Below are 24,709 nucleotides of genomic sequence, written 5' to 3' on the forward strand. Positions count from 1 at the left end.
CAACAAAGAGCTCCGCGACGCCGTCTGCGACTTCGCCGGCGACTCCCGCCGAGCCAACCCCTGGGCCGCGAAGATCTACAACGACGCCCTCGCCCGCGGCAAGGACCACCCCCACGCCACCCGCATCCTGGCCCGCGCCTGGCTCGGCGTGATCTGGCGATGCTGGCAGAACCAGACCGCCTACGACCCCCACCAGCACGGCGCCCTCCAGGCACTGCTCAGCGGTGTCGAAGCGGCCTGACGTTGACACAGGGCTACTCATCGCGCGAGCATCCGGTCCAGCGCGGCGCTCACACGGGCGGCGTCGTCGCGGTACTTCACCAGCGCCCCCAGCGTCCGGGCAGCGGTCTCGACGTCGAGCTCGACCGTACCGAGGTGCTGCAGCGCGCGGGCCCAGTCGAGGGTCTCCGCGACCCCGGGCGGCTTGAGCAGGTCGCCACCGGCCCGCAGCTGCTGCACGACACCGACCACCTGCCCGGCCAGCTCGGCGCTGACCTCCGGCGCGCGGGAGCGGACGATCGCGACCTCCCGCTCCAGCCCGGGGTGGTCGATCCAGTGGTAGAGGCAGCGTCGCTTCAGCGCGTCGTGCAGCTCGCGGGTGCGGTTGGAGGTCAGCACCACCGTCGGCGGCACCGCGGCCTGCACCGTGCCGAGCTCGGGGATGGTGACCTGGAAGGTCGAGAGCACCTCCAGCAGGAAGGCCTCGAACTCGTCGTCGGCCCGGTCCACCTCGTCGATCAGCAGCACCGCCGGGCTCTGCTGCAGCGCGGCCAGCACCGGCCGGGCGAGCAGGAAGCGCTCGTCGTACAGGCTCTTCTCGGCCTCCTCGACCTGCGCGGCCCCGCGCTCGCCCCCACCGCCGACGACCGCCTCGATCGCGCGCAGGTGCAGGATCTGGCGCGGGAAGTCCCAGTCGTAGAGCGCCTGCGTGGCGTCGATGCCCTCGTAGCACTGCAGCCGGATGAGCGGCCGCTCCAGCGCGGTCGAGATCGCCTCGGCCAGCGCTGTCTTGCCCGTGCCCGGCTCGCCCTCGAGCAGCAGGGGGCGGCCCATCTCCAGCGACAGGAAGAGCACCGTCGCGAGGTCGTCGTCGCACAGGTAGCCGGTCTCCCCCAACCGGCGCGACAGCTCGGCGACACGGGCGTCCATGGCGCGAGGCTATTGAGCCGGCCGTTGGTCCGAGGTTGGCTCGTCGACGTCCCGGCCGGACGCCAGGTCGCCGCACTCGACCAGCCACGGGTCGTGGACGGAGAGGTAGCGCCGCGCCCCACGGTCGCCGGCTGCGGAGTCGCTGACGCCGGCCCAGTGGTCACGGCCGATCAGCACCGGGTGCCCCGGCCGGCCGAGGTACGACGCCCGGGCGAGCGCCGCCGGGTCGCCGGTGTTGTGCTCGAGCACCCGCGCCACCACCTCCGCGGTGACGTCGGGCAGGTCGACGAGGTGCACGAGCGCGGCAGTGGTGGTCGTGCCGGCGTCGGCGAGCGAGCGCAGCCCGGTGCGCAGCGAGGCGCCCATCCCGGACTGCCACGCCCGGGAACGGACGACGTGCACCCGCGCGTCCACCAGCTCGTCCCCCGGCTCGCTCCGCGCTAGCAGCTGCTGCGCCTCGTCGGCGGCGGCGCCGAGCACGACGGTCACCTGGGGGCAGCCGCCGTCGAGCAGCACCGCGACGGCCCGGGTCAGCCAGGGCCGCCCGGCGTCGTCGCGCACGAGCGCCTTCGGCATCCCCATCCGGGTGCCGGCGCCGGCCGCGAGCAGCAGTCCGTGGGCCACGTGGCCGAGCCTATGCCGCCCGGCAACTCCGGACAGGCCTGCCGGCTGGCGGCCGGACCTCAGCGCTCGTGGTTGGACACGGTGAGCAGCACCGCGGCGTCGCTGAGGGCCTCGAGGTCGTGGCGTTGCTGCGGGATGGCGAGGTGGTCGCCAACGCGTCCGCGCCAGGTGTCACCGCCGGCGTGCAGGGCGACCTCGCCCTCGAGGACCTGCAGCGTTGCCTCGTCCGGTGCGTCGTGCTCCCCGAGCCGCTCCCCGGCGCGCAGGGCGATGACGGTCTGCCGCAACCGGTGCTCCCGGCCACCGTGCACCGTGACCGCGGCCCGGCCGCTGGACGCCTCCCGCGCGGCGTCGAGCTGCCGTACGGCGAGGTCGGTCAGGTTCGTGGACTCCATGGCGTGCTCCTTCCGAACCGCTCGTCGCGGCTCCGGTAGACGATGTAGGGCCGGGTGAGGTAACCGAGCGGGGCACTGAACACGTGCACCAGCCGGGTGAACGGCCACAGCGCGAACAGGCCGAAGGCAACCAGGGCGTGGAGCTGGAACCCGATCGGGGCGTCGGCCATGAGGGCGGCGTCGGACTGGAAGGCGAGGAACGAGCGGTACCAGATCGACACGCCCTCGCGGTAGTTGTACTCCCCGCCGAGCGTGAAGATCGACCCCGCGACGGTGTTCCACATCCCCAGCACGATCACGGCGCCCAGGAAGGCGTACATGACCTTGTCCATGGGGGTCGTGGCGGAGAAGACCGGCCCGACCGTGCGTCGCCGGTAGACGAGGATCGCCATCCCGACCACCGTCATCACGCCCGCCACGAGGCCACCGACGACGGCGACGAGGTGGTAGAGGTGGTCGTCGACGCCGATGGCCTCGGTCCAGCTGCGGGGCACCAGCAGGCCGATCACGTGGCCGCCCACGACGCCCAGCATGCCGAAGTGGAACAGCGGCGAGCCGAGCCGCAGCAGGCGGTTCTCGTAGAGCTGCGAGGACCGGGTGGTCCACCCGAACTTGTCGTAGCGGTAGCGCCAGAAGTGCCCGACGACGAAGGTCGCGAGGCAGAGGTACGGCACGATCACCCACAAGAAGACGTCCATGCTCAGGCCCTCACCTTCAGCGTCGCAGGGGCGATCAGCGGCGGTCCGTAGCCGTCGAGGCCGACCTCCTCGGCCGGCGGCCCCTGCTCCACCAGGCGGCGCACGGCTTCCGCCTCGTCGCCGCGCAGCTCCGGCAGCGTGGCGCAGAGGGAGACCAGGGCGCCGGCCCACGGGGAGCCGGTGGTGCCGTCGTCGTTGCGCCACCCGGTCAGGGCGAGCCGCAGCATCTCGACGCCGGCCCGGTGGTCGGCGAGCAGCTGCGCGGCCACGTCCACGTCGACCGTGGCACCGAGCTGGAGCACGGCGCACAGGTGGTCGGGCAGCTCGCCGGTCGTGTCGTCCCACGTGACGCCGGCGTTGCGGTACACCTCCTTGAAGCGCAGCAGCGCCCGGCCACGCCGGCGGGTGTCGCCGTGGGCGAAGTAGGTCAGGTGCAGGGCGCACTTGCGGGTGTGGTCGAAGGTCGCGACGTACTGCTCCTGCAGGGCGGTGAGCGGGGTACGCCGCAGGTGGTCGGCCAGGCCGGCGAGGTCGGCGTCCCCGGGGACCAGCGCCTCGATGTCGTCGAGCGCGGCCTGCAGCCCGGCCGTCGGGTAGTCCAGCAGCGCTGCGCACGCGGCCCACACCGGCCGCACGTCGCGGCGGCTGCGACGGCGCCTCATGCCGGCCTCCCTCCGGAGCTCCCGTCGCTGCGTGGCGGGAACAGCCCCTCGGGCACGCCCTTGCCGTCCCAGTTCAGCAGGTTGACGCGGCTCGCCTTGTCGTCCGGTGCGGCCAGGGTGTCGCTGGTCTGGCGCTCCTGCAGCATGCGGAAGTTCTCGATCGCGACGGGGGTCGGGTAGCCCGAGCCCTCGCCGAACAGGCCCGACTGGCCGTCGTGCTCCGCGACCGGGCAGTCGGTGACGAGCTCCTCGAGGGCGTGCGCCTGCTCGGCGTGCGCCGGCGGGATGACGTAGCGCTCGTCGTACTTGGCGATGGCGAGCAACCGGAACATCTCGTAGAGCTGCTCCCCCGTCATCCCGACCGCGGCGGGGATGGACTCGTCGACCTCCCGGCCGAGGTTGATGTCGCGCAGGTAGGACCGCATCGCGGCGAGCTTGCGCAGCACCCGGTCGACGGGGGCCGTGTCGCCTGCGGTGAAGAGGTTCGCGAGGTACTCGACCGGGATCCGCAGTGCGTCGATGGCAGCGAACAGGTTGCCCCGGTCCTCGGCGTCCTCACCGGTGTCGCGGACGGCGTCGACGACCGGGGAGAGGGGCGGGATGTACCAGACCATCGGCATGGTGCGGTACTCCGGGTGCAGCGGCAGCGCGACCTCGTACTCGTTGATGAGCCGCCACACCGGCGAGCGCTGCGCGGCCTCGATCCAGTCGGCGGGGATGCCGGCGTCGGCCGCCGCCTGCCGGACGGCGGGGTCGTGCGGGTCGAGGAAGCAGGCCCGCTGGGCGTCGTACAGCGCGTGCTCGTCCTCGATGCTCGCCGCCTCGAGCACCTTGTCGGCGTCATAGAGGACCAGGCCGAGGTAGCGCAGCCGGCCCACGCAGGTCTCCGAGCAGACGGTGGGGATGCCGACCTCGACCCGGGGGTAGCAGAAGGTGCACTTCTCGGCCTTGCCGGTCTTGTGGTTGAAGTAGACCTTCTTGTAGGGGCAGCCGGAGACGCACATCCGCCAGCCGCGGCAGCGGTCCTGGTCGACGAGCACGATGCCGTCCTCGGCGCGCTTGTAGATCGCGCCCGAGGGGCAGGAGGCCGCGCACGACGGGTTGAGGCAGTGCTCGCAGATCCGCGGCAGGTAGAACATGAAGGTCTGCTCGAACTCGAGGCGCACCTTGTCCTCGATCCCGCGGAGCATGACGTCGCGTGCCGCGTGCTCGGGCGAGCCGCCGAGGTCGTCGTCCCAGTTGGCCGACCACTCGACGTCCATTTCCTTGCCGGACAGCAGGCTCTTCGGCCGGGCGACCGGGAAGGTGTCGGTCTGCGGCGAGCTGAGCAAGGTCTCGTAGTCGTAGGTCCAGGGCTCGTAGTAGTCCTCGATCGACGGCAGCTTCGGGTTGGAGAAGATGGTCGCCAGCTTCTTCAGCCGTCCGCCGCTGCGCAGCGCGAGCCGCCCGTTGCGCTTGCGGATCCAGCCGCCCTGCCACTGGTCCTGGTCCTCGTAGGTGCGCGGGTAGCCGAGCCCGGGGCGGGTCTCGACGTTGTTGAACCAGACGTACTCGGTGCCGGTGCGGTTGGTCCAGGCCTGCTTGCAGGTGACCGAGCAGGTGTGGCACCCGATGCACTTGTCGAGGTTCATCACCATCGCCATCTGGGCCATGACTCGCATCAGTACTCGACCTCCACCGTGCGCTTGCGGATCGTCGTGACCTCGTCACGGTTGTTGCCGATCGGTCCGATGTAGTTGAAGAAGTAGGCGAGCTGCGCGTAGCCGCCGACCAGGTGGTTGGGCTTGAGCAGGATCCGGGTGAGGCTGTTGTGGATGCCGCCGCGCTTGCGGTCCCGCTCGGTGAGCGGGACGTCGATGAGCCGGTCCTGGGCGTGGTGCATGTAGACCGTGCCCTCCGGCATCCGGTGGCTCACGATCGCGCGGGCGGCGACGACGCCGTTGCGGTTGACCATCTCGATCCAGTCGTTGTCGCGCACGCCGATCTTCGCGGCGTCGCGGTCGGACATCCACACCGACTGGCCGCCGCGCGAGAGCGAGAGCATGAAGAGGTTGTCCTGGTACTCGCTGTGGATCGACCACTTGTTGTGCGGGGTCAGGTAGCGCACGGCGACGCCGAGCTCGCCCTGCTCCCCGATCCGCGGCTCCCCGAACAGGGCCGTCATGTCCAGCGGTGGTCGGTAGGTGGGCAGCATCTCGCCGGTGCCGAGGAACCAGTCGTGGTCGATGTAGAGCTGCTGCCGGCCGGTGAGGGTGTGGAAGGGCTTGTGCCGCTCGATGTTGATCGTGAACGGGCTGTAGCGGCGGCCACCGGACTCCGAGCCCGACCACTCGGGCGAGGTGATCACCGGGACCGGCGCGACCTGGGTGTCGCGGAAGGTGATCTGCTTGCCCTCGTGCTCGGCCGCCAGGTCGGCCAGGTGGGTGCCGGTGCGCTGCTCGAGGAAGCGGAAGCCCTGGGTCGCCAGGTGGCCGTTGGAGACCCCGGCGAGGTGGAGGATCGCGTCCGCCACCTGCACGTCGGTCTCCAGCCGCGGCTGGCCCCGACCCGCGCCGGCGCCCGCCACGCCGTGGCGCTGGCGCAGGATGTCGACCTCGCGGTGCACGTCGTACCGCACGCCCTTGGTGAGCATCCCGGCCCCCTCCAGCAGCGGGCCGACCGTCGTCATCTTGTCGTGGACGGCCGTGTAGTCGCGCTCGGCGACCGCGATCACCGGCATCGTGCGCCCCGGGACCGGCTCGCACTCGCCCAGCCGCCAGTCCCTGACCACGCCGTGCTCGGTCGCCATCGCCTCGGGCGTGTCGTGCCACAGCGGCTTCGCGACGACGTCGCGGCGGGTGCCGAGGTGGTCGACCGCGAGCTCGGAGAACCGTTTGGCGACGAGCAGCCAGGCGTCCCAGTCCGACTTGGTCTCCCACGGTGGCGGGATCGCCGGGTTGAAGGAGTGCACGAAGGGGTGCATGTCGGTCGTCGACAGGTCGTGCTTCTCGTACCAGGTGGCCGCCGGCAGCACGACGTCGCTGAGGATGGTGCTGCTGGTCATCCTGAAGTCGATGGTCATCAGCAGGTCGAGCTTGCCCTCGGGCGCCTCGTCGGCCCACCGGACGGTGCGCGGTCGCTGGTCGGGCGCCGCCTCCTGCGCGGTCGCGGCGCTGTCGGTGCCGAGCAGGTGGCGCAGGAAGTACTCGTTGCCCTTGGCCGAGCTGCCGAGCAGGTTGGACCGCCACAGGTCGAGGATCCGGGGGTGGTTGTCCTCGTGCTCGGGGTCCTCGACCGCGAAGCGGAGCGTCCCCTCCTTCAGCTGCTGCGCGACGTACGCCGGCACCTCCATCCCCGCGGCGGCCGCGTCGTCGGCGACCTGCAGGCTGCTGCGGTCGAAGGTCGGGTAGCTCGGCGTCCACCCCAGCCGCACCGACTGCGCCAGCAGGTCCATGACGCTGCTGCCGGCGAAGATGCCGGTGCCGGCGTCGAGGTCGTCGGCGCTGAAGGTGTCGTAGCGGTACTGGCTGGTGTTCACGTACCAGTACGCGGTCTGGTTCATGTGGCGCGGCGGCCGGTGCCAGTCGAGGGCGAAGGCGAGGTGCTGGAAGCCCATCAGGGGGCGGACCTTCTCCTGGCCGACGTAGTGGGCCCAGCCGCCGCCGTTGCGGCCCTGGCACCCGGTGATCGTGGTCAGGACCAGCATCGCCCGGTAGATCTGGTCGGAGTGGTACCAGTGGTTGACCCCGGCGCCCATCAGGATCATCCCGCGGCCCTGGGTGTCGATCGCGTTCTGCGCCCACTCCCGGGCCAGGCGCCGGACCTGGGCGGCCGGTACGCCGGTGTGCTGCTCCTGCCAGGCCGGCGTGGCGACGCCGTCCGGGTCGTCGTCACCGGCGGGCCACTGCCCGGGGAGGCCGTCGCGCGCGACGCCGTACTGGGCCAGCGCCAGGTCGAGGACGGTGGTGACGAGGCGGTCGCCGACGCGGACCACGGGGACGCCGCGGCGGTGGTGGCGGACCTTGCCGTCCGCCGCGTCGAAGCGCGGCAGCTCGACCTCGACGGCGTCGTCGCGGAGCTGGTGCACGCTCAGCGCGGGGTCGATGTCGCCGAGCTCGAGGTTCCAGCGGCCCATCCCCTCCTCGCCGAAGCGGTGCCCGAGGGCGCCGTTGGGGATGCGCACCTCGCGGGTCGTCGCGTCGAGGACGGCGGGCTTCCACATCGCGTTCTCGGTGCCTCCCTCGGGGTGGTCGATGTCGCCGGCGACCAGGAACTTCCCGGGACGCCAGGCGCCGTCCGTGGTCGGCTCGAGGCAGACGAGGTGGGGCAGGTCGGTGTAGCGCTTGTTGTAGTCGGTGAAGAAGGGCACCTCGCGATCGACGAAGTACTCCTTGAGCACGACGTGTCCCATCGCGAGGGCGAGGGCGCCGTCGGTGCCGGGCGCCGGGCTGACCCACTCGTCGGCGAACTTCACGTTCTCGGCGTAGTCCGGCGCCACCGCGACGACCTTCTGCCCGCGGTAGCGCGCCTCGGTCATCCAGTGCGCGTCGGGCGTGCGGGTCATCGGGACGTTCGAGCCCCACATGATCAGGTAGCCCGCGTCCCACCAGTCCCCCGACTCGGGGACGTCGGTCTGGTCGCCGAACATCTGCGGCGAGGCGTTCGGCAGGTCGGCGTACCAGTCGTAGAAGGAGAGCATCGGCGCGCCGATGAGCTCGAGGAAGCGCGCCCCCGACGTGTACGACACCGGCGACATCGCGGGGATCGGGGAGAAGCCGGCGATCCGGTCCGGGCCCCAGCGCTTGACGGTGTAGACGTGGGCCGCGGCGACGAGCTCGACCACCTCGTCCCAGGAGGCCCGCACCAGGCCGCCCTTGCCCCGGGCTCGCTTGTAGGCCCGGGCCTTCTCGGCGTCCTGGACGATCGAGCCCCAGGCGACCACCGGGTCGCCGTACTGCTGCTTCGCGGCGCGGAACATGTCGAGCAGCACGCCCCGCACGTACGGGTAGCGCACCCGGGTCGGGCTATAGGTGTACCAGGAGAAGGCGGCCCCGCGCGGGCAGCCACGGGGCTCGTACTCCGGTCGGTCGGGACCAGCGCTCGGGTAGTCGGTCTGCTGCGCCTCCCAGGTGATGATCCCGTCCTTGACGTAGACCTTCCACGAGCACGAACCCGTGCAGTTGACGCCGTGGGTGCTGCGCACGACCTTGTCGTGGCTCCAGCGGTCGCGGTAGAAGACGTCGCCCTCGCGGCCACCGCTCCTGAACAGCGCCCGGGCGTCGTCGCTGACCTCCGCCTTCGTGAAGAACCGGCGCGACCCGATGGCCACCCGCTGGAGTCGGGACTCGAGGTCGGTCATGCGACAGTCTCCTTCGGCGCGGTGGCAGTGCGGCTGACGATGGTGAAGGTGAGGACGAGCGCGGCGCCGGCAGCGACAGCCAGCAGCCACAGCCCGATCGCGTAGGAGTCGGTGCGGCCGTAGACGTAGCCCATGACCAGCGGGGGCACGAACCCGCCGAGGCCGCCCGCGGCACCGACCAGCCCGGTGACACCGCCGACCCGGCTCGGCTCGGTGACCTGCGCGACGAGGGCGAAGGTCGCACCGCTGGCCGCACCGAGCGCGGCCGCCATGGCCAGGAAGGCCACCGTCCCGCCGGCTTCCAGGGGAGGCGTCCCCGCGGCCACGGCGGCGCAGACCGTGACGACGGTGAACCCGACCCCGAGCACCTGCACCGAGCCGATCCGGTCGGCGAGCCAGCCGCCGACGGGACGCATCAGCACCGCGACCACGACGAAGCCGGCCATCCGGTTCGACGCGTCGGCCGCCGTCAGCCCGTGCGCGGTCTTGAGGTAGGCGGGCAGGTAGACCGAGAACGCGACGTAGCCGCCGAACGCGATCGCGTAGAGGACGCACGCCTGCCAGGTGATCCGCAGCCTCGCCGTCGCAGCGAGCCGCTGCCCGAGCGGCGCCGAGGGCACCGTGCGACCGGGCGCGTCGCGCAGGACGAGCCACGCCACGACGCCGTACACGACGAGCACGGCGGCGGCGATCAGGAACGGCGCGCGCTCCCCCGCGTCGTCGTACAGCGGCACGGTCGTCAGCGCGCTGATGGCGGTGCCGCCCATGCCGGCGCCGAAGATGCCGACCGCGAGGCCGCGACGCTCCGGCGGGAACCAGGCGTTGACGAAGGGCACGCCGACCGCGAACGCCGTGCCGCCGATCCCGAGGAAGAAGCCCCCGACGAGCAGCAGCGCGTAGGAGTCGAGCGCGAAGAACGCGACGAAGAGGACCGGCACGACGGTCGCGAGCGAGACGAGCGGGAACATCACCCGCCCGCCGAAGCGGTCGGTGAGCGCGCCGACCACGATGCGTCCCAGCGAACCGACGACGACCGGGACGGCCACGAGCAGCGAGACGTCCGACTCGCTGAGGTCGCCCAGGTCACCGGTGTCGCGGAACAGCGGGCCGAGCGGGCTCAGCAGGGCCCACGCCCAGAAGTTCACGACGAAGCCGAGCGTCGCCATGCCCAGCATCACCCAGGGGGTGGCGGATGTGTGGCGTGCCGCCCTGGTGGCTCCCTGCGCTCGTCCGGTGGTCCGCATCGTCGCCTCCTCCGGGTGCCGGGCTCCCTCGACCGGCCCCACAGCTTCGACATCCACCATGGCCCATGGACGGCCCTCGGCAACAGGGCAAAAGTCCCTGAGGCGGAGATGACCTGGGGCGGGGACGACCCCGGGGCCGAGGACCCGGGCCGTCCGGGTGGCACCGGGCGGGACTCCGTCCCGGTTCGCGCCGATCAGGCGCGGACCGTCAGGGGGCGACGGCGATCGCCTCGACCTCGACGAGCTGGTCGGGGTAGCCGAGCACGGTGACGCCGAGCAGCGTGCTGGGGGCGTCGTGGTCGCCGAACGCGGCGCGCACCTCGCCCCACGCCGCGACCAGATCGGCGCGGTCCGACGAGGCGACGTACACGGTGGACTTGGCGACGTCGGCCAGCGTGCACCCCGCCGCTTCCAGGGCGGTGACGAGGTTGGCCATCACCAGGCGTGCCTGCCCCGCGACGTCGCCCACGTGGGCGACCGCACCGCTCTCGTCGAGCGGGCAGGCACCCGCAGTGAGGACGAGGCCGTGGGCCCGCGCGGCGTAGGCGTAGGGGACGTCGTCGGCGAGGGCAGGGGCACGCAGCAGCTCGACAGGCATGCGCCCATCCTGCTCGGGACCGGGCGTCGCCGCACCCGGATTGCGCAGCGCTGCACCTGACGTCTCGACGAGCCAGAACTGACGTCTCGACGAGCCAGAACTGACGCCTCGACGAGCCGGAAGTGACGCCTCGACGGGCCAGAAGTGACGCTTCAACAGGCCAGAAGTGACGTCTCGACCGTCCTTGCGGAGCGGTGGAAAAGCACAACGGGCCCCCGCCGTGGGCGGGGGCCTCGCTGTGGTGCGGGTGGGGCTGGACTCAGAAGTCCATGCCGCCCATGCCGCCGGTCGGGTCGCCCGCGGGGGCGGCCTTCTCCGGCTTGTCGGCCACGACGGCCTCGGTGGTGAGGAACAGCGCGGCGATCGACGCGGCGTTCTGCAGCGCCGAGCGGGTCACCTTGGCCGGGTCGATGATGCCGTTGGCCAGCAGGTCGACGTACTCGCCGGAGGCCGCGTTGAGGCCCTCACCGGCAGGGAGGTTGGCGACCTTCTCCGCGACGACGCCGCCCTCGAGGCCGGCGTTGATGGCGATCTGCTTGAGCGGGGCGGAGAGCGCGACCTTCACGATGTTCGCGCCGGTGGCCTCGTCACCCTCGAGCTCAAGCTTGTCGAACGCGTTCGCACCGGCCTGGACCAGCGCGACGCCACCACCGGGGAGGATGCCCTCCTCGACGGCCGCCTTCGCGTTGCGGACAGCGTCCTCGATGCGGTGCTTGCGCTCCTTGAGCTCGACCTCGGTGGCCGCGCCGACCTTGATGACGGCGACGCCGCCGGCCAGCTTGGCGAGGCGCTCCTGCAGCTTCTCGCGGTCGTAGTCCGAGTCGGAGTTCTCGATCTCGGCGCGGATCTGGTTGACCCGGCCCTCGATCTGCGACTGCTCGCCGGCACCCTCGACGATGGTGGTCTCGTCCTTGGTGATGACGACCTTGCGGGCCTGGCCGAGCAGCTCGAGACCGGCGGTCTCCAGCTTGAGGCCGACCTCCTCGGAGATGACCTGGCCACCGGTGAGGATGGCGATGTCCTGCAGCATGGCCTTGCGGCGGTCACCGAAGCCGGGGGCCTTGACGGCGACCGACTTGAAGGTGCCGCGGATCTTGTTGACGACCAGGGTCGACAGGGCCTCGCCGTCGACGTCCTCGGCGATGATGACGAGCGGCTTGCCCGACTGCATGACCTTCTCCAGCAGCGGCAGCAGGTCCTTGACGTTGCTGATCTTGCTGTTGGCGATGAGCACGTAGGCGTCCTCGAGGACGGTCTCCATGCGCTCGGGGTCGGTCACGAAGTAGGCCGAGATGTAGCCCTTGTCGAACCGCATGCCCTCGGTGAGCTCGAGGTCGATGCCGAAGGTGTTCGACTCCTCGACCGTGATCACGCCCTCCTTGCCGACCTTGTCCATCGCCTCGGCGATGGCGTCACCGACGGTGGCGTCGCCGCCGGCGGAGATGGTCGCGGTGGCAGCGATCTGCTCGCGGGTCTCGACGTCCTTGGCCATGCCCAGGAGCTGCTCGGAGACGGCGCTCACGGCCGCCTCGATGCCCCGCTTGAGGCCCATCGGGTTCGCGCCGGCGGCCACGTTGCGCAGGCCCTCGCGGACGAGCGCCTGGGCGAGGACGGTCGCGGTCGTCGTACCGTCACCGGCGACGTCGTCGGTCTTCTTCGCGACCTCCTTGACCAGCTCGGCGCCGATCTTCTCGTAGGGGTCCTCGAGCTCGATCTCCTTGGCGATGGAGACACCGTCGTTGGTGATCGTGGGGGCGCCCCACTTCTTCTCCAGGACGACGTTGCGGCCCTTGGGGCCAAGGGTGACCTTGACGGCGTCGGCGAGCGTGTTCATGCCACGCTCGAGGCCACGCCGGGCCTCCTCGTTGAAAGCAATCAGCTTCGACATAACTCCTGCGATTCCTTCGCGATGTCCGTTATCACTCTCAAGGCGAGAGTGCCAGCATCATGTTTAGCACTCGCCCATGGCGAGTGCAAGGAGAGAGCAGGAGTTGGTCGGGTGAATCTCGGGCCTCGGAACGGCGGCCGGGACCGGGCGGTTCACGGGATCGCGTAGCTGCCGACGAAGGCCTCGTCCCCGGCCCGCCAGCCGCGGATGTCGGCGACCCGGCTGAGCTCTTCGGTGCCCGCACGCCAGGCCAGCACCCGGGCCCGGGAGTGGCGCGACTCGAGCAGCACGGTCGCCTCGTCGAGCCAGCCCACGACGGGGCAGCACTGGAGCCACCGACGGCCGGGGCCGTCGGGCACGACGAGGACCGCGCTCTGCCCGCCCCACCGCACCGCGACGCCCTCCCGGGACCGGAGGTCCGGCCCGGCGCGGGAGGGGTCGCCGGAGAGGACGAGGCCCTGCGCGATGGCATCCCGGGCGTCGACCGGCACCCCGTAGGGCTCGTCGTCGGTGAGCAGGCGCACCGGCGGGGGCGGGTCGACCGCCGGCGTGTCGACCCGGGTGCCGTCGGCGTCGAGCACGAGGCCTGGCGCGGCGCCCTCGGCCGGGACGACGAGCAACCGGTCGGTGGCCCACCAGGTGTCCTCGGGGTCCCGCCCGTCGAGGTCGATGCGGGTCCACTCGTCGGTGCCGAAGTCGTAGACGGCGAGCGCGCCGGTCTGGCGCAGGAAGACCCGCTCGCCGTCCGGCGCCAGGCTTGCCCTCGACAGCGGGCTGAGCCGGTTGCCCCCGCTGTCCGCCCACGGATCGATGCCCGCCACGTCGAGCGTGTACGACGTCCCGTCCTCCCCCACCGCGACGACCCGGTCGAGGCCTCGGTCGTCGTCGACCTCGAAGACCGCGACGGCCCGCCCGATCCCGGCTGCCACCGGCCCGGCGCCGGAGAGGTCGACCTCGGCCGGCAGCGGGCCGCCCTGCAGCCGCGGCAGGTTCGGCTCGTCGGCGACGTCGGGCGCCTGCCAGACCTGCGCGCCGGCGTACGAACCCCGGGGCTCCGCCCCGGCCGGGGTCGACGTGGCACCGCTGGACGCCGGTGCCGCCGGCTCCCGCTCGGCGTCGTCGCCGCCACCGAGGCCGGCGACGACCCCGCCGCCGACGGCGACCACGGCCACCACGGCCACGCTGGCCAGCCCCACCGCCCGCCGCTGGCGGGTCCGGCGCGCGCGGGCCCACGCGGCGTCGACCAGGTCGGCCCCGGGCAGGTCCGCCACGCGTTCGTGGAGCACCTCGTGCAGTCGTTCGCCGGTCATCTCAGACCTCCTCCCCCAGCAGCTCGGCCAGCTCGGGCGCCGCCTCGCGCAGGCGGGCCAGGGCCAGGTGGGCCTGGCTCTTCACGGTGCCGACGCTCACCCCGAGGGCCTCGGCGGCGGCTCGCTCGGGGAGGTCGTCGTAGTAGCGCAGCACGACCACCGCGCGCTGCCGCGGTGTCAGCGCGGCGAGGGCGGCGTCGAGCGCGATCCGCCGCTCCGTGGCCGGTGCGTGGTCGCGCACCTGCGTCCCGGGGCCGCCCCGGCCCGGGTCCGTGCCGAGCACCTCCCGGCGGCGCTTGCGCCACCCCGAGATGTTGTCGCGCACGACGACCTGCCGCGCGTAGCCGGTCGGGTTGCCGTCACGCAGGCGGCGCCAGCGCAGGGCGACCTTCGCCAGCGCCTCCTGGACCAGGTCCTCGGCGCGGTGGCGGTCACCGGTGAGCAGGAAGGCGGTGCGCAGCAGGTCCTGCTGCGCACGCGCCGCCCAGCTGCGGAACGCCTCCTCGTCGGTGGTCACACCCCATCAACGCACACCCGGGCCAGAAGGTTGGAGGACCGACCCGGCCGAGTCGCGCGGGCGGGTCAGGCGACCTCGACGACCGGCTCGTGCCGCACCGGGAAGTTGACCGACGCGGCGATGAAGCAGTTGCGGCTGGCCTCCTCGTGGATCTCGCGGGCCAGCCCGACGAGGGCCGGGTCGGTGATGGTGACCCGCGGGCGCAGCACGACCTCGGTGAAGTGCCCGCCCTGGCCGACCTGGGCCATCGTGCCGGTGGGGCTGTCGTCGTACGCCGTGACGACGATGCCGTGGCTGACCGCCGAGTGCAGGTACGACAGCAGGTGGCACTGGGCGAGCGCCGCCAGCAGCAGCTCCTCGGGGTTCCAGCGCGTCGCGTCGCCGCGGAAGGTGGGGTCGGCGGAACCGGCGAGGTCGGGCTTGCCCTCCGCCCGGAGCAGGACGTCGCGCCCGTAGTCGCGGTAGCCGGACGTGCCGGTCCCGCGGTTGCCCTGCCAGGTCAGGTCGAGTGCGTAGTGGTGGTCGGTCACCGGGACAGTGTCCCGGCCACCGGACCGAAACCGCGGAACGCTGGATGGAACACGTTCTCGTTTGGCAGGCTACGCGTGTGACTCCCACCACACCGTCCTCGCCGCGACCGATCAACCTCGCCGACGTCCTCGAGGCGATGGCCGACGCGCTCCCCGACCGCGCCGCCATCGTCACCATGGAGCGCACCTGGACCTTCGCGGAGGTCGACGACCGCGCCACCCGGCTCGCCAACCACCTGGTGTCTCTGGGCGTGCAGCCGGGCGAGCACGTGGCCGTGCACGCGACGAACCGGATCGAGTGGATCGACGCGCTCTACGGGTGCCTCAAGGCGCGGGCGGTGCCGATCAACATCAACTACAAGTACCTGCACGACGAGCTGGCCTACCTCTACGACAACGCCGACTGCGTCGCCGCGATCATCGCGCCGGAGTTCGTCGACGCGGTCGAGGCGCTGGACACCCCCACACTGCGCGAGATGGTCGTCCTCGGCGAGGAGTACGACGCCGCGCTGGCCGCCGCGTCGGCCGAGCGCCTCGACAACGGCCGCTCCGGCGACGACCACTACGTGCTCTACACCGGTGGGACCACGGGCAGCCCCAAGGGCGTGGTGTGGCGGATCGAGGACCTCATCCGCGCCGCCCTCAACGCCGGCCGCTACGGCGCACCGCTCGACTCCGTCGAGCAGCTCGTCGAGGAGGCGGTCGCGGTCGAGACCCCGATGGTGCTGCTGGCCTGCGGCCCGATGATGCACGGCGGCAGCCAGTGGATCGTCGGCAACGGCCACGTCGCCGGCCACACCGTCGCGCTCTACACCGAGCCGAGCTTCAGCGCGACCGGCATCCTCGACCTGGTCGAGAAGGCGCGGGTCGTGTCGCTGACCTTCCTGGGCGACGCGATGGGCCGCCCGGTCGCGGAGGCGATCCTCGCCGAGCCGGACCGCTGGGACCTGTCCAGCCTGGCCGCGGTCTCGAACGGCGCCGCCCCCCTCTCGGACGGCGTGCGCGAGGAGATCCGCCGCGCCCTGCCGGGCCGCTTCATCCTCGACTCCTACGGCTCCTCCGAGTCCGGCGCCGCCGGCTCCCGCATCGACGACGGCACCGACGGTGGTGCAGCCGCCCCGCGGTTCACCGTCAACGACCAGGTCGAGGTCTTCGACCCGGAGATGAAGCCGTGCCCGCCAGGCGTCGACGGCCTGCTCGGCCGCACGGGCCCGGTCCCGCTCGGCTACTACAAGGACCCGGTGAAGACCGCGGCGACCTTCAAGGAGGTCGACGGCGTCCGCTGGGTGCTGCCCGGCGACTTCGCGCGACGCGAGGAGGACGGGTCGGTCACCGTCCTGGGCCGCGGCTCGGTCTGCATCAACACCGGCGGCGAGAAGGTGCACCCCGAGGAGGTCGAGGCGGTGCTGTTGCGCCACGACGACGTGTTCGACGCCGTCGTGGTCGGGACCCCGCACGAGCGGTGGGGCCAGCAGGTCACCGCGCTGGTCCAGCGCCGCGACGGGGCGAGCATCACCGAGGAGGACGTGCGTGAGCACTGCCGGTCGCTGATCGCCAACTACAAGGTTCCGAAGTCGGTGTTCTTCATCGAGGAGGTCCCGCGCACCCCCGTCAGCAAGGTCGACTACCCGGCCAGCGCCGAGCTCGCGACGCAGCTGCTCGGCTGAGGCCGGGCACGACTGAGCACCTGTGCTCATGACGTCATGACGACGGGGGCGGACGATCGGGCCATGCGTACTCGAACGATCGTCCTCATCGTCCTGGCCGTCCTCGCTGTCCCCGTGCTGCTGGTCGGCGCGGTCGTCGGCTACTTCGTCGTCAGCGGGACGCCGTTCTGGGACGAGTGGCAGTGCAGCGAGGGCGAGGCGCCCTACCACTTCGCCGACGGCGGCACGGCCTGCGCGGCCGAGGGTTCCGAGCTCCCCGAGGGGGCACAGTGGGACCCGCTCGGCAACCGGCCGTTCGAGTGCCACGACCGCTGGGGCTGGACCGAGATCGAGCGGATCGGCGCGGAGGACGAGGGCACCGACTGCCTGAAGGAGGGACGACCGGTGCCGGACGGCTGGCGCGAGGTGCGCTGACCCACACACATGCGACGACGCCGGGCCCGCTGCTGCGGGCCCGGCGTCGTCGTGCGTCAGGGGTACGACGTCAGCAGCCGCCGGCGACGGCGGGGATCACCGACACCTCGGCGCCGTCGGGCGTCGGGGTGGCGAGCTCCTGCTCGAAGCGGACGTCGTCGTTGTTGACGTAGACGTTGACGAAGCGGCGCAGCTTGCCGTCCTCGTCGACGATGCGCCCCTTGATGCCGCTGTAGCTGGCGTCGAGGTCGTCCAGGATCTCCGCGACGGTGGCGCCGTTGGCGGTGACCTCGGACTCGCCGCCGGTGTAGGTGCGGAGGATGGTGGGGATCCGGACGCTGACTGCCATGGGTTCTTCCTTCTGCTGCTGGGGTGGTGGCTCAGAGACCCGTGGCCTTGAAGGCGCTGTAGGTCGGGGCGATGGTCGCGGCGGCGCTGACCTGGCCGGAGACCGCGTCGAGCGTCTTGAGGCCGTGGCCGGTGTTGATGACGACCGTCTCGAGGTCCGGGTCGAGCTGGCCGGTCTCGACGAGCTTCTTCGTCACCGCGACGGTGGTGCCGCCGGCGGTCTCGGTGAAGATGCCCTCGGTGCGGGCCAGGAGCACGATGCCGGCGCGGATCTCGTCGTCGGTGACCTCCTCGACGGCACCGCCGGTGCGGCGGGTGATGTCGAGGACGTAGATGCCGTCGGCGGGGTTGCCGATGGCCAGGCTCTTGGCGATCGTGTCCGGCTTGACCGGGCGGATCGCGTCGACGCCCGCCTTGTAGGCCGTGGCGACCGGGCCGCAGCCCTCGGCCTGGGCGCCGAAGATCCGGTACGGCTTGTCCTCGACGAGGCCGAGCTTGATCAGCTCCTGGAAAGCCTTGTCGACCTTGGTCAGCTGCGAGCCGGAGGCGACCGGGATGACGACCTGGTCGGGCAGGCGCCAGCCGAGCTGCTCGGCGATCTCGTAGCCCAGGGTCTTCGACCCCTCGGCGTAGTAGGGGCGGACGTTGACGTTGACGAACGCCCAGCCGTCCTCCTCGCCGGCGATCTCTGAGGCGAGCTTGTTGACGTCGTCGTAGTTGCCGTCGACGGCCACGAGGTTCTCGGTGAAGATCGCCGAGTTGACCTGCTTGGGCTGCTCGAGGTTGCTCGGGATGAACACGACGGTCTTGATGCCGGCGCGGGCGCCCGCCGCGGCGACGGCGTTGGCGAGGTTGCCGGTCGAGGGGCAGGCGAACACCGTGGCGCCGAGCTCGCGGGCGGCGCTGAGCGCACAGGCGACGACGCGGTCCTTGAACGAGTTCGTCGGGTTGGTGGAGTCGTCCTTCACCCACAGCTTGCTGATGCCGATCTCCCGGGCGAGGTTGTCGGCCTGGAGCAGGCGGGTGAAGCCCGGCTCGGTGTTGGGGCTGGCCTCGATGTCGGTCGGGACCGGCAGCAGCGCCTTGTAGCGCCAGATGTTGCGGGGGCCGGCCTCGATCTCCTCGCGGGTGACGGCCGGGAAGTCGTAGGCGATCTCGAGCGGTCCGAAGCACTCCGGACACGCGTAGAAGGGGCCGAGGTCGACCCGGTGGCCACACTCCCGGCAGGAGAGGGCGGTGGCGTGCCCGAAGGCACCTTCTCGAAGTCCGGCAGTCCGGGGGGCCTCGGTCACGGCGGCGCTCATGGAAATCCTCCTTCTCATCTGTCCCGCGCGACTCTCGCCTCGGGTCGGATTTGGCACCGTTTCCGCGACGGACCCCAGCTGTGCTGGTGCGTCCGGGAGCTCGCGGCGGTTGCCGGGACTTCACAGGGCCGTTCCCTCAGTCCCTCTGGATGAGCAGGATCAGAGTAGGGGTGACCCGGCCCCGGCCACGAATCGGGTCCCGAATGTCGAGACGAGCGTCCGGGATGTGGGATCAGGCGCGACGGTCGCGGGCGTCCCGCGCCAGCCTGCGCAGCAGGTCGAGGACGCCCTCGGGCCCGGGTACGACGACGTCGGACATCTCGACGAGCACGCTCTGTTCGTCGGAGGCCGAGCACACGCGCAGCGTCGCCACGCCCTGCTTGCCCAGCTCGTCGACGGCCTCGAAGGCCTCGACGTCACCCAGGTCGTCGCCGGCGAAGACGAAGCCCTCGGCGTCGAGCACCGCGGCGAGGCGGTTGACGACCATGCCCTTGTGGGAGCCCGGCGAGCGGACCTCGATGACGGCGCGGCCGGGCTCGAGGACGAGTCCGTGGGTGTGCGCGAGCTCGCGGAGCGGCGGGAGCAGCCGCTCGAAGGCGGCGTCCGGGTCGGGCAGGCGGCGGGTGTGGACCGCGACGGCGAGCCCCTTGTCCTCGACGAAGGCCTCGCTCGCCCCGGCCCGGCGCAGGGTGCGCGGCAGGTCACGCTCGAAGGCCGCCAGGCCGCGTGGCGGACGGGCGCCGAGGATGCGGCGGCGGCCCGAGCTCCAGCGCTCGTTGCCGTACTGGCCGAACACGAAGAGCTCCTTGCCGGCGGCCTGCAGCGCGTCGCCGACCGCCTCCAGCCCGCCGAGGTCGAGCGCCTGGCGCGCGGGCCGGCCGGTGATGACCGCGATCGCGGCCACCTCGGCGGCGAGCTCGACGAGCACCTCCGCCCCGTCGGGGTGGATGTGGGCCCGCGTGGGGTCGTCGACGATGGGGGCCAGGGTGCCGTCGAAGTCGAGCCCGACGACCGTGCGCGGGGCAACACCCACCACGGCGTCGTACCGCTGCTCGGCCTCGATCGACGTGTACCTCACGTCTCCATCCCACCATGTCCGCACAGGGGCACGGTGTCCGGTGGGGCCGATCCCATCCCTCCGCGGGGCTCGCGCACCCGACCCGGCGCCTGCGGCCACCAGCCGCCGCTGGTTGAGGTGCGAGGCGCCCCAGCGCCGAGCCTCGAAACCAGCGGCCCCGGCACACCCGACCGTAGTGGGCACAGCCCGCCCGTCAGGCCCGGAGGTTTCGAGGCTCCTCGCTGGCGCTCGTCGCACCTCAACCACCGGGCGGGCACTCGTCGCCCAGCCGCCGCTGGTTGAGGTGGGAGGCCGCCCACGGCCGAGCCTCGAAACCAGCGGCNCCGGCACACCCGACCCTGCCGACCACAGCCCGCCCGTCAGGCCGGCGCTCGTCGCACCTCAACCACCGGGCGGGCCGGCGCTCGTCGCCAGCCGCCGCTGGTTGAGGTGCGAGGCCGCCCACGGCCGAGCCTCGAAACCAGCGGCCCCGGCACACCCGACCCTGCCGACCACAGCCCGCCCGTCAGGCCCGGAGGTCTCGAGGCTCCTCGCTGGCGCTCGTCGCAACCTCAATCATGGGCAGTCGCACGCAGGGAACGCAGGGCTTGCCGCCAGGCGGGGGCAGGACCTACGCAAGGCAACTGCGGCGCGGCAGCGCGGCGCCCGCGGCGAAGCCGCGTCGAGGGCAAGTGCGGGCCGAGCTTGCGAGGCCTGCGCGCAGCCCTCGACAGGCGACGCGCTCGCGCGAAACTAGTCGAGCTCGCCGGTGAGGATCAGCGTCAGCTTGTCGGCGGACATGTCGCTGTCGATGTCGGCGGGCTTGATCCGGGCGATGCCGAGGTCGAGGGCGAGGAGCTGGGCGGCGGCCTTCTGGCCCTTGGGGAAGTAGACGGTGGTGGCGGGCACGGTGCCGTACCAGTTGTCGGCGGCGGCCAGCTGCCAGCCGGCCTCCTTGACCCGCTCCCCGACGCGGCCGGCGAGGCCGGTGATGCGGGTGTTGTTGAAGACGACGACGGAGTGCTCGCCGCGGACGACGGGCTTGGGCTTGGGCTTCTCCTTGACCGGCGTCTCCGACTCCTCGGCGGTGGGGTCGTCGGAGGCGTCATCGGTGTCGTCGGACGCGGTCCCGGTCGGGGTCGCGGCGGCCTTGGTGGCGGAGATGTCGCGCTCGACCGGTTCGTCGCCGCGGGTCGCCACGAAGGCGACGGCGGCGAGCAGCACGGCGACGACACTCAGCAGGACGACGGGCGAGGGCAGGACGGCGCCTCGGTCGGTGCGGGTGCGAGCAGGCCAGGTGGGGAAGGTCATGGCCGCCTCTCTCCTCGGGTCAGATCTCGAAGCCGAGGCGCCGCGCGGAGCGCTGGCGCTGGCGCTGGGAGCGCAGTCGGCGCAGGCGCCGGACCAGCAGCGGGTCGTGGGCGAGGGCCTCGGGACGGTCGATCAGGGCGTTCAGGACCTGGTAGTAGCGCGTGGCGCTCATGTCGAACTGCTCGCGCACCGCGTTCTCCTTGGCGCCGGCGTACTTCCACCACTGGCGCTCGAACTCGAGGATCGCGCGGTCCCGGTCGCTGAGGTCGGCCGGAACGACCGGGGTGGCGTCCTGGTGGCTTCGCTCGGCGCTCATGAGGTCTCCTCGACACTCGGGTGTGGGTTCGGCAGGTCTACGGGGCTCACTCTAGCCCCCGAATCACAACGATGTCATTCGACCGCGCCGACGGCCCCGGGACCGGGGCGGGGCCGGTCTAGGCTGCGGCCATGAGCGCCACGACCCCGATCGGCTGGGGCGTGCTCGCGCCCGGCGGGATCTCCGGGCAGTTCGCGACCGACCTGGCCCTGGTGCCTGACGCCCGGCTGGTCCACGTCGGCTCGCGCACGCCGGAGCGGGCGGCGGCCTTCGCCCAGCGCCACGGCGCCGAGCGGTACGGAGACTACGACGCCGTGCTCGCCGACCCGGAGGTGGACGTCGTCTACATCGGCTCGCCGCACGTCGCGCACGCCGCGCAGGTCGAGCTGGCGCTGGCTGCCGGCAAGCACGTGCTGTGCGAGAAGCCGCTCACGCTGACCCGCGCCGGCGCGGAGCGGCTGTTCGCGCTGGCCCGGGAGCAGGACCGCTTCCTGATGGAGGCGATGTGGAGCGCGTGCCACCCCGTGTGGCGCGACCTGGCCCGCCGGCTGCGGGCCGGCGAGCTCGGCACCCCGCGCCACCTGTCGGCGGAGTTCCACTTCACCGCACCGGCCGACCCGACGCACCGGCTGCTCGACCCGGCGCTCGGGGGTGGGGCGATGCACGACATCGGCATCTACCCGCTCACCTTCGCCCACCTGATGCTCGGCGAGGCGGTCGAGCTGAAGGCGGTCGGCACCGTCGCCGGCGGGCAGGTGGACCTCGACGTCGCGATCGCCGGGCGCTACCCCGGTGACACGCTCGCCACCCTGACCGCCGGGCTCAGCTCGCACGCCGCCAACGGCGCCCGGATCACCACCGACGCCGGCTGGGTGGAGATCACCGGCGACTTCCACGCACCGTCCGGGTTCACCTTCAACGCCATCGAGCGCCGCCACCAGCCGGTACGACGGGTGGTGCACGAGCCGCCGGAGCCGGTCATCGGCGCCGGCTACGGCAACGAGGCCGCCCACGTGCAGCAGTGCCTGCGCGAGGGGCTCACCGCGTCGCCGTGGGTGCCGCCCGCGCAGACGTTGACCATCCTCGGGCAGGTGGAGGACGTCCGCGCCCAGGTCGGTGCGGCGCCCCACCCCGCCTGACCTCCGGCTCCTGACACCGGCGCTGAGCCGTCGCGCGCCTAGGCCCCGGCCCCGCCGGCCTGCAGGTAGCGCACGACGGCCAGCACCCGGCGGTGCGACTGGTCGTCGTCGGGCGAGAGCCCGAGCTTGGCGAAGATCCGCTGGGTGTGCTTCTCCACCGCGGCCAGCGAGACGACCAGCGCCTCGGCGACCGAGGCGTTGGAGCGGCCCTCGGCCATCAGCGCCAGCACCTCCTGCTCGCGCGGGGTGAGCTCGGCCAGCGGGTCCCGGCGCCGGGTCATCAGCTGGCGCACGACCATCGGGTCGAGCACGGTGCCGCCCCCGGCGACGGTCACCAGCGCCTCGAGGAAGTCCGCGACGTCGCTGACCCGGTCCTTGAGCAGGTAGCCGACGCCGCCCTCCCCCGCTGCCAGCAGCTCGTCGGCGTAGGACGCGACGACGTACTGCGACAGGACGAGCACCCGTGCACCGGGCCAGGTCCGGCGGACCTCGACTGCGGCGCGCAGGCCCTCGTCGGTGTGGCTGGGCGGCATCCGGACGTCGACGATGGCGAGGTCGGGCCGGTGCTCGAGGACGGCGGCGACCAGCGCCGGCCCGTCCCCGACGGCGGCGACGACCTCGTGCCCGGCCTCCGCGAGGAGCAGCTGGAGGCCCTCCCTCAGGAGCACCGAGTCGTCGGCGACCACGATCCGCATCAGGCCATCCTCACGGCACCGGGATCTCGGCGTGCACCCGGGTCGGGCCGCCCTCCGGCGAGGAGACCACGAGGTCGCCGTCGACGCCGTCGAGGCGCTCCTGCAGCCCGCGCAGGCCGTGGCCGGGCACCTGGACGGCACCGCCGCGACCGTCGTCGACGACGGTGACCTGCAGCCGGCCGTCGGCGACGGCGAGGACGACCTCGGCGCGCGTGGCCCCGCTGTGCTTGACGACGTTCGTCAGCGCCTCGGCGACGACGAAGTAGGACGCGGTCTCGACGGCGAGCGGGAGGCCGCGGGGCACGTCGGCGAGGACCTTCACCGGCACCGGCTGCCCGTCGGCCATCTCGGCGACGGCGGCGGCCAGGCCGCGGTCGACCAGGAGCGGCGGGGCGATCCCGCGGGACAGGGCGCGGAGCTCCTCGACGGCGGCGCGGGTCTGGGCGACGGCCTCGTCGAGGGTGCGGGCGGCGGTCTCGGGGTCCTGGCCGAGCTGGACGCGGGCGCGGCCCAGGTCCATGCCGAGGCGGATCAGGCGCTGCTGCGGCCCGTCGTGGATGTCGCGCTCGAGCCGGCGCAGCGACTCGGCCTCGGCGCGGTGGGCGGACTCGCGGCTCTGCTCGACCCGGGCGACGCGGCCCTGGAGCTCGGCGCGGCTGGTGAGCAGCACGGAGGCGAGGCTGCCGTGAAGCAGCGCCGCCAAGCGGGTGGCGAGCGGCAGGGTCAGCAGGGCGAGCACGCCGATGGCGGTGTTCACGGCGATGTCGGCGCCCCGGCCGTCGCCGAGGCCCATCAGCTCGGCCAGCCCGCGCGGGTCGCCGCCGTCGGGCAGGAAGCGCTCCCAGAACCAGTAGGTCGCGCCGTTGAGCACCGCGGCCCACCAGGCCAGCACGATCGAGAACGCGATCGTGCCGGTGAGCAGCCCGACCACCGACCAGACGACGTCGAGCCAGGACTGCGGGTCGCGCAGCGCGGTGAGCGAGCGGGCCCAGAAGCCGTCACCGGGCCGGGGCCGCAGGTACGTCGGCGACGGCACCGGCTCACCCCGCAGCACCTGCAGCCGGATCCGCTCGAGCACGGCGAAGCCGCGGGCGACCAGGGCCGCGGCGACCAGGATGAGGATGCCGCCGACCACCACGACCAGGCCGACCCCGGTGGCGACCAGGGTGACCACGACGACCATCGCCACCAGGGCGACCGGGAACGCGACGAGCGCGTAGGCCGACTCGTGCAGGGTGCGGGCGACCAGGCCGCGGCGGCGCCGGCCCGGCGCTGCGGCCGGGGGGTGCGGGTCGGGTCCGGTGGTCGGTGTCATCAGCTCGCTCGTGGGGTGCTCGCCCGGCCGGCCTGCGGGCTGGTCGGTCGGCTGGTCGGTCGGCTCGTGGGTCGGCTCGTGCATCGCCTGGGTCTCGGTCATGCCACCAGCGTCGTCCGCGGGCGGCCTCCCCGGAATCCTGCCAGCCGGACACCTGGTGTCGGGCCAGCCCGACACCCGCACCCCGTGC

Annotated in this window: 24 protein-coding genes and 1 riboswitch; of the genes, 4 read left to right on the forward strand and 20 right to left on the reverse strand. The window is 72.5% G+C overall.

Annotated elements, in window-relative coordinates; all coding sequences use genetic code 11:
- Positions 1-241: hypothetical protein (locus tag NOCJ54_RS30045; protein WP_028655970.1), on the forward strand; the 241-nt coding region annotated here is incomplete at its 5' end.
- Positions 242-258: 17 nt separating this feature from the next.
- Here NOCJ54_RS30045 and NOCJ54_RS0118630 read toward each other — a convergent pair.
- From NOCJ54_RS0118630 to NOCJ54_RS0118690, 13 genes are all read right to left on the reverse strand, one after another.
- Entirely contained in the window at positions 259-1,149 is an 891-nt protein-coding gene (locus tag NOCJ54_RS0118630) for an AAA family ATPase (protein ID WP_028656699.1), read from the reverse strand.
- Between the two features lie 9 nt (positions 1,150-1,158).
- On the reverse strand, positions 1,159-1,773 hold the full coding sequence (locus NOCJ54_RS0118635) for a nucleotidyltransferase family protein (RefSeq protein ID WP_036518666.1): 615 nt from the start codon (positions 1,771-1,773) through the stop codon (positions 1,159-1,161).
- Positions 1,774-1,832: 59 nt separating this feature from the next.
- Positions 1,833-2,168, reverse strand: a complete 336-nt coding sequence (locus tag NOCJ54_RS0118640; RefSeq protein ID WP_028656701.1) for a cupin domain-containing protein — start codon at positions 2,166-2,168, stop codon at positions 1,833-1,835.
- On the reverse strand, positions 2,150-2,866 hold the full coding sequence (narI, locus tag NOCJ54_RS0118645; RefSeq protein WP_028656702.1) for a respiratory nitrate reductase subunit gamma: 717 nt from the start codon (positions 2,864-2,866) through the stop codon (positions 2,150-2,152). Before narI ends, NOCJ54_RS0118640 begins: the two co-directional genes overlap by 19 nt.
- A 2-nt stretch (positions 2,867-2,868) precedes the next feature.
- On the reverse strand, positions 2,869-3,528 hold the full coding sequence (narJ, locus tag NOCJ54_RS26895; RefSeq protein WP_036518668.1) for a nitrate reductase molybdenum cofactor assembly chaperone: 660 nt from the start codon (positions 3,526-3,528) through the stop codon (positions 2,869-2,871).
- A complete protein-coding gene (gene narH / locus NOCJ54_RS0118655; RefSeq protein WP_028656703.1) occupies positions 3,525-5,189 on the reverse strand; it encodes a nitrate reductase subunit beta in 1,665 nt (554 codons plus the stop codon). The genes narJ and narH overlap by 4 nt, the downstream gene beginning before the upstream one ends.
- Complete coding sequence (locus tag NOCJ54_RS0118660) at positions 5,189-8,866, reverse strand: nitrate reductase subunit alpha (protein ID WP_028656704.1); 3,678 nt, start codon at positions 8,864-8,866, stop codon at positions 5,189-5,191. Before NOCJ54_RS0118660 ends, narH begins: the two co-directional genes overlap by 1 nt.
- Complete coding sequence (locus NOCJ54_RS0118665; RefSeq protein ID WP_028656705.1) at positions 8,863-10,110, reverse strand: MFS transporter; 1,248 nt, start codon at positions 10,108-10,110, stop codon at positions 8,863-8,865. Before NOCJ54_RS0118665 ends, NOCJ54_RS0118660 begins: the two co-directional genes overlap by 4 nt.
- Positions 10,111-10,318: 208 nt before the next feature.
- Positions 10,319-10,708: a RidA family protein gene (locus NOCJ54_RS0118670; protein ID WP_028656706.1), complete on the reverse strand. Its 390-nt coding sequence runs from the start codon at positions 10,706-10,708 to the stop codon at positions 10,319-10,321.
- A 259-nt stretch (positions 10,709-10,967) separates the two neighbouring features.
- Positions 10,968-12,596, reverse strand: coding sequence for a chaperonin GroEL (groL, locus tag NOCJ54_RS0118675; protein WP_028656707.1), 1,629 nt, complete (start codon positions 12,594-12,596; stop codon positions 10,968-10,970).
- A 152-nt stretch (positions 12,597-12,748) separates the two neighbouring features.
- Positions 12,749-13,906: a hypothetical protein gene (locus tag NOCJ54_RS0118680; RefSeq protein WP_028656708.1), complete on the reverse strand. Its 1,158-nt coding sequence runs from the start codon at positions 13,904-13,906 to the stop codon at positions 12,749-12,751.
- 1 nt (position 13,907) lies between these two features.
- Positions 13,908-14,423, reverse strand: coding sequence for a SigE family RNA polymerase sigma factor (locus NOCJ54_RS0118685; RefSeq protein ID WP_028656709.1), 516 nt, complete (start codon positions 14,421-14,423; stop codon positions 13,908-13,910).
- Between the two features lie 65 nt (positions 14,424-14,488).
- A complete protein-coding gene (locus tag NOCJ54_RS0118690; RefSeq protein WP_028656710.1) occupies positions 14,489-14,953 on the reverse strand; it encodes an OsmC family protein in 465 nt (154 codons plus the stop codon).
- A gap of 77 nt (positions 14,954-15,030) precedes the next feature.
- On the opposite strand from NOCJ54_RS0118690, the gene NOCJ54_RS0118695 reads away from it, so the two are divergent.
- The gene (locus NOCJ54_RS0118695; RefSeq protein ID WP_051486072.1) at positions 15,031-16,620 is read left to right on the forward strand and encodes an AMP-binding protein; all 1,590 of its coding nucleotides are present in this window, start codon (positions 15,031-15,033) and stop codon (positions 16,618-16,620) included.
- Positions 16,621-16,683: 63 nt separating this feature from the next.
- Positions 16,684-17,034: a hypothetical protein gene (locus NOCJ54_RS0118700; protein ID WP_028656712.1), complete on the forward strand. Its 351-nt coding sequence runs from the start codon at positions 16,684-16,686 to the stop codon at positions 17,032-17,034.
- A 70-nt stretch (positions 17,035-17,104) separates the two neighbouring features.
- On the opposite strand, the gene NOCJ54_RS0118705 is transcribed toward NOCJ54_RS0118700, so the two are convergent.
- The 5 genes from NOCJ54_RS0118705 to NOCJ54_RS0118725 all read right to left on the reverse strand — a co-directional run bounded on the left by NOCJ54_RS0118705 (position 17,105) and on the right by NOCJ54_RS0118725 (position 21,370).
- Positions 17,105-17,383, reverse strand: coding sequence for a ubiquitin-like small modifier protein 1 (locus NOCJ54_RS0118705; protein WP_028656713.1), 279 nt, complete (start codon positions 17,381-17,383; stop codon positions 17,105-17,107).
- A gap of 31 nt (positions 17,384-17,414) precedes the next feature.
- Positions 17,415-18,686 carry a threonine synthase gene (thrC, locus tag NOCJ54_RS0118710; protein ID WP_028656714.1) on the reverse strand — a complete coding sequence of 424 codons (1,272 nt, stop codon included), beginning with the start codon at positions 18,684-18,686 and terminating at the stop codon, positions 17,415-17,417.
- Positions 18,687-18,697: 11 nt separating this feature from the next.
- A riboswitch (SAM riboswitch) is annotated at positions 18,698-18,842 on the reverse strand.
- Between the two features lie 76 nt (positions 18,843-18,918).
- Positions 18,919-19,764: a trehalose-phosphatase gene (gene otsB, locus NOCJ54_RS0118715; protein ID WP_028656715.1), complete on the reverse strand. Its 846-nt coding sequence runs from the start codon at positions 19,762-19,764 to the stop codon at positions 18,919-18,921.
- Between the two features lie 732 nt (positions 19,765-20,496).
- On the reverse strand, positions 20,497-21,054 hold the full coding sequence (locus NOCJ54_RS0118720; RefSeq protein ID WP_028656716.1) for a LytR C-terminal domain-containing protein: 558 nt from the start codon (positions 21,052-21,054) through the stop codon (positions 20,497-20,499).
- Between the two features lie 19 nt (positions 21,055-21,073).
- The gene (locus NOCJ54_RS0118725) at positions 21,074-21,370 is read right to left on the reverse strand and encodes a DUF3263 domain-containing protein (RefSeq protein WP_028656717.1); all 297 of its coding nucleotides are present in this window, start codon (positions 21,368-21,370) and stop codon (positions 21,074-21,076) included.
- Positions 21,371-21,501: 131 nt separating this feature from the next.
- Here NOCJ54_RS0118725 and NOCJ54_RS0118730 point away from each other — a divergent pair, with 131 nt between their 5' ends.
- Complete coding sequence (locus NOCJ54_RS0118730; protein ID WP_028656718.1) at positions 21,502-22,509, forward strand: Gfo/Idh/MocA family protein; 1,008 nt, start codon at positions 21,502-21,504, stop codon at positions 22,507-22,509.
- A 38-nt stretch (positions 22,510-22,547) separates the two neighbouring features.
- Here the strand turns inward: NOCJ54_RS0118730 and NOCJ54_RS0118735 are convergent, their stop codons facing one another.
- Both NOCJ54_RS0118735 and NOCJ54_RS0118740 read right to left on the reverse strand, forming a co-directional pair.
- A complete protein-coding gene (locus tag NOCJ54_RS0118735) occupies positions 22,548-23,204 on the reverse strand; it encodes a response regulator (RefSeq protein WP_028656719.1) in 657 nt (218 codons plus the stop codon).
- A 10-nt stretch (positions 23,205-23,214) separates the two neighbouring features.
- Positions 23,215-24,621, reverse strand: a complete 1,407-nt coding sequence (locus NOCJ54_RS0118740) for a sensor domain-containing protein (protein ID WP_051486073.1) — start codon at positions 24,619-24,621, stop codon at positions 23,215-23,217.
- Positions 24,622-24,709: the final 88 nt, after the last annotated feature.

This window comes from Nocardioides sp. J54 (assembly GCF_000519005.1).
Taxonomy (GTDB): Bacteria; Actinomycetota; Actinomycetes; order Propionibacteriales; family Nocardioidaceae; genus Nocardioides.

What these genes read in the sequence shown, in the direction of transcription:
- NOCJ54_RS0118630 (WP_028656699.1), bottom strand. Translation starts at nt 1,149, where the DNA reads ATGGACGCCCGTGTCGCCGAGCTGTCGCGCCGGTTGGGGGAGACCGGC.
- NOCJ54_RS0118640 (WP_028656701.1), bottom strand. Translation starts at nt 2,168, where the DNA reads ATGGAGTCCACGAACCTGACCGACCTCGCCGTACGGCAGCTCGACGCC.
- narI (WP_028656702.1), bottom strand. Translation starts at nt 2,866, where the DNA reads ATGGACGTCTTCTTGTGGGTGATCGTGCCGTACCTCTGCCTCGCGACC.
- narJ (WP_036518668.1), bottom strand. Translation starts at nt 3,528, where the DNA reads ATGAGGCGCCGTCGCAGCCGCCGCGACGTGCGGCCGGTGTGGGCCGCG.
- narH (WP_028656703.1), bottom strand. Translation starts at nt 5,189, where the DNA reads ATGCGAGTCATGGCCCAGATGGCGATGGTGATGAACCTCGACAAGTGC.
- NOCJ54_RS0118660 (WP_028656704.1), bottom strand. Translation starts at nt 8,866, where the DNA reads ATGACCGACCTCGAGTCCCGACTCCAGCGGGTGGCCATCGGGTCGCGC.
- NOCJ54_RS0118665 (WP_028656705.1), bottom strand. Translation starts at nt 10,110, where the DNA reads ATGCGGACCACCGGACGAGCGCAGGGAGCCACCAGGGCGGCACGCCAC.
- NOCJ54_RS0118670 (WP_028656706.1), bottom strand. Translation starts at nt 10,708, where the DNA reads ATGCCTGTCGAGCTGCTGCGTGCCCCTGCCCTCGCCGACGACGTCCCC.
- groL (WP_028656707.1), bottom strand. Translation starts at nt 12,596, where the DNA reads ATGTCGAAGCTGATTGCTTTCAACGAGGAGGCCCGGCGTGGCCTCGAG.
- NOCJ54_RS0118680 (WP_028656708.1), bottom strand. Translation starts at nt 13,906, where the DNA reads ATGACCGGCGAACGACTGCACGAGGTGCTCCACGAACGCGTGGCGGAC.
- NOCJ54_RS0118700 (WP_028656712.1), top strand. Translation starts at nt 16,684, where the DNA reads ATGCGTACTCGAACGATCGTCCTCATCGTCCTGGCCGTCCTCGCTGTC.
- NOCJ54_RS0118705 (WP_028656713.1), bottom strand. Translation starts at nt 17,383, where the DNA reads ATGGCAGTCAGCGTCCGGATCCCCACCATCCTCCGCACCTACACCGGC.
- thrC (WP_028656714.1), bottom strand. Translation starts at nt 18,686, where the DNA reads ATGAGCGCCGCCGTGACCGAGGCCCCCCGGACTGCCGGACTTCGAGAA.
- NOCJ54_RS0118720 (WP_028656716.1), bottom strand. Translation starts at nt 21,054, where the DNA reads ATGACCTTCCCCACCTGGCCTGCTCGCACCCGCACCGACCGAGGCGCC.
- NOCJ54_RS0118725 (WP_028656717.1), bottom strand. Translation starts at nt 21,370, where the DNA reads ATGAGCGCCGAGCGAAGCCACCAGGACGCCACCCCGGTCGTTCCGGCC.
- NOCJ54_RS0118730 (WP_028656718.1), top strand. Translation starts at nt 21,502, where the DNA reads ATGAGCGCCACGACCCCGATCGGCTGGGGCGTGCTCGCGCCCGGCGGG.
- NOCJ54_RS0118735 (WP_028656719.1), bottom strand. Translation starts at nt 23,204, where the DNA reads ATGCGGATCGTGGTCGCCGACGACTCGGTGCTCCTGAGGGAGGGCCTC.
- NOCJ54_RS0118740 (WP_051486073.1), bottom strand. Translation starts at nt 24,621, where the DNA reads ATGACCGAGACCCAGGCGATGCACGAGCCGACCCACGAGCCGACCGAC.